General features: G+C 42.6%; 3 protein-coding genes. 2 read left to right on the top strand and 1 reads right to left on the bottom strand.

Going from position 1 to position 2,945, the window contains the following annotated elements:
• The first annotated feature begins 10 nt into the window (after positions 1–10).
• Positions 11–133: a hypothetical protein gene (locus PX482_RS14685; RefSeq protein WP_288027086.1), complete on the top strand. Its 123-nt coding sequence runs from the start codon at positions 11–13 to the stop codon at positions 131–133.
• 50 nt (positions 134–183) lie between these two features.
• Here PX482_RS14685 and rimK read toward each other — a convergent pair whose 3' ends face one another.
• Positions 184–1,089, bottom strand: a complete 906-nt coding sequence (gene rimK, locus PX482_RS14680) for a 30S ribosomal protein S6--L-glutamate ligase (protein ID WP_002764120.1) — start codon at positions 1,087–1,089, stop codon at positions 184–186.
• Positions 1,090–1,626: 537 nt separating this feature from the next.
• Between rimK and rlmN the strand changes: the two genes are divergently transcribed.
• Positions 1,627–2,640, top strand: a complete 1,014-nt coding sequence (gene rlmN / locus PX482_RS14675) for a dual-specificity RNA methyltransferase RlmN (protein ID WP_043999408.1) — start codon at positions 1,627–1,629, stop codon at positions 2,638–2,640.
• Positions 2,641–2,945: the final 305 nt, after the last annotated feature.

Here is a 2,945-nt window from a genome sequence, read left to right as displayed (position 1 = left end):
TTAGCGATTTTTGTCAATTGTTTTTGATCTAGAGCGAACTAATCAATTAAGTCTCTTACCAGATAAGGATTTAGTCGATTTATGCCCCCCTATCGAACCATACCAAGTAACGAAGAACCATACTATTGACTGATAACTTACCCACTGATAACTGATAACTGATAACTGATGCAAGGCTGACGGCTAATATTGATATCGCTCGCGATTTAAGACTAGGGTGGCATTTTTAGCGACAAAATCGATAATTTTTTTGGCCACATCCACACCGGTGGCCGCTTCTATTCCTTCTAAACCGGGAGAAGAATTGACCTCGATAACCACAGGCCCGTGATTGGACCGTAATAAGTCCACACCCGCAACCCGTAAACCCATGGCTTTAGTGGCCCGTATAGCCGTACTGCGTTCCTCTGGGGTTAATTTTATCTTTTCTGCTTTGCCACCGCGGTGAAGATTAGAACGAAAATCCCCTTCGGCCCCCTGTCGCTTCATCGAGGCTACCACTTTTCCATCGATGACAAAACAGCGCAAATCTGCCCCACTGGCCTCTTTAATGTACTCTTGTACTAGAATATTAGCTTCTAATTGCCGAAAAGCTTCAATAACTGACTTGGCTGCTTGGTCGGTTTCCGCTAAAACTACCCCAATACCTTGAGTTCCCTCTAATAATTTAATCACTAGAGGGGTGCCGCCGACGGTTTCGATTAAACCATCGATATCTTCAATTGCGTGAGCAATTCCCGTCACCGGTAAACCTATCCCTTCCCGAGCGAGGATTTGCAGACAACGCAATTTATCCCGCGACCGAGAAATTGCTTGCGAGTCGTTGGCAGTAAAAACATTCATCACCTCGAATTGTCGGACGACTGCGGTTCCATAGAAGGTTTTTGAGGCGGCAATACGGGGGATAATCGCATCGAAACTCTCCAAGGGTTTACCGTTATAAACAACCGTGGGTTTATGGGAGGTGATGTTCATGTAACAGCGCAAATAATTGATCACTCGTACCTCATGGCCTTGAGCTTCTCCCGCTTCTTTCAGTCGCTTGGTGGAATAAAGAGAAGCGTCTTGCGATAAAATAGCGATTTTCATAAATTTTCGCTTAAATATTGCTTTGACAACTGAATAGCTCGTTATCCCCTAATATTGGCTTTTTTGGCTGGCAACTCATAAAATTTCTGTTCTCGATCGAAGTCCATCGATCATTATGGCGCTGACAGTTCCCTTTGAACAGTTGGGTTAAATGAAAAGTAAAAAGGATCAAGCTTAAGACTAGATTTGTTTTTGTCGTCAGGCTAAGTTTAAGTAGCTGGTTATAATTAAATGAAAAATGGATTTTGCCTTTAATCCCCCCTTAATCCCCCCTTAATAAGGGGGGTGCCGATCCCCCCTGCCCCCCTTGATAAGGGGGGTGCCGATAGGCGGGGGGATCCCCCTTGATAAGGGGGGTGTCTGAAAACTTTTAACACCTACCTACTTAAGTTATAGTTTTAAGTATTTAATTGACTAACAAAGACTAGAGAAGGAGCAAAGGGAAAAAATGTCAATTAATCAATACAATTTTGTCACGGTTTTGCTACTAGGGATGATCGATCGGCTAGAATGATAAGGTGATCAACGATAATAATTATGACTTTACTAGCGAAATCTTTAGAGGAACTGACCGACTGGGTAAAAGACCAGGGACAACCCGCTTATCGGGGTAAACAATTACACCAATGGCTATATGAAAAAGGGGTGCATTCTTTGGCGGATATTTCCGTATTCCCCCAAGAATGGCGCAGCAAGCTGGCGGATTATCCTATCGGTCGTTCCCTTATACATTATCGCAGTGTAGCACCCGATCGCACTCGTAAATATCTGCTAAAACTGGCGGATGGTTTAATTATCGAAGCGGTGGGAATTCCTAGTGAAAAAAGATTAACAGTCTGTGTTTCTTCCCAAGTGGGTTGTCCGATGTCCTGTGATTTTTGTGCCACGGGAAAAGGGGGTTTTACTCGTAATTTAAAAGCGTATGAAATCGTTGACCAAGTGTTAACAGTACAGGAGGATTTTCAGCAACGAGTGAGTCATGTGGTGTTTATGGGGATGGGGGAACCTTTATTAAATATTCCCGAAGTGGTGACAGCGATTCATTCCCTGAATCAAGATGTGGGTATCGGTCAGCGTTGTTTAACGATTTCTACGGTGGGATTACCCCATAAAATCAAGCAACTAGCAGAACATAATTTACAAGTAACTTTTGCTGTTAGTCTCCATGCTTCTAATCAACAAGTTCGAGCTAAATTAATCCCCAGTGCCGACCATTATTACCTAACTGATTTGATTCAAGACTGTCAGGAATACGTTCAAATCACGGGACGAAGGGTGACATTTGAATACATTCTTTTAGCGGGAGTGAATGATTTACCCGAACACGCAGGGGAATTAGCCAAACTGGTGAAAGGTTTTCAATCTCACGTCAATTTAATCCCCTATAATCCCATTCAAGAGGTGGATTATCAACGGCCTGATGAAAAGAGAATCAGAGCTTTTAAAACTATTTTAGAACAGGAAAAAGTCGCCGTTACTGTCCGTTATTCGAGAGGTTTGGCAGCCAATGCGGCCTGTGGACAATTGCGAGCGAGCGTTATGGTCAAATAAACTTGATTTGTTTACTACTCTATCATCAGTTTTCTCTGTTATAATTAGAGTAACAGAGGAGTGTTGGTTGTGTTGTTTGTTAATAATTGTAAAATTTAATCAAGATCGGGATGGTTATCGGGCAACACCTCAACGGTGGGGGCAAGTAACTGTTAAGTGTGCTTCTTTAACTAGGGCTTGCTGAATAAATCTAAAAACCTTGTTGGATAAGGCTTTTAGACTTTTTTGACCTCAAAAAGTGCCGACCATTGGAGGGATCGGGGGTAAAATTCAGGTACTTTTTCCCTGAAAATTAGGTAACTGAC

Origin of the sequence: Microcystis sp. M53602_WE12, from assembly GCF_030065455.1 — a bacterium.
Taxonomy (GTDB): Bacteria; Cyanobacteriota; Cyanobacteriia; order Cyanobacteriales; family Microcystaceae; genus Microcystis; species Microcystis aeruginosa.
The sequence above is the reverse complement of the archived record's forward strand: the minus strand, read 5'-3'. Positions and strand labels throughout refer to the sequence as shown.

What these genes read in the sequence shown, in the direction of transcription:
- rimK (WP_002764120.1), bottom strand. Translation starts at nt 1,089, where the DNA reads ATGAAAATCGCTATTTTATCGCAAGACGCTTCTCTTTATTCCACCAAG.
- rlmN (WP_043999408.1), top strand. Translation starts at nt 1,627, where the DNA reads ATGACTTTACTAGCGAAATCTTTAGAGGAACTGACCGACTGGGTAAAA.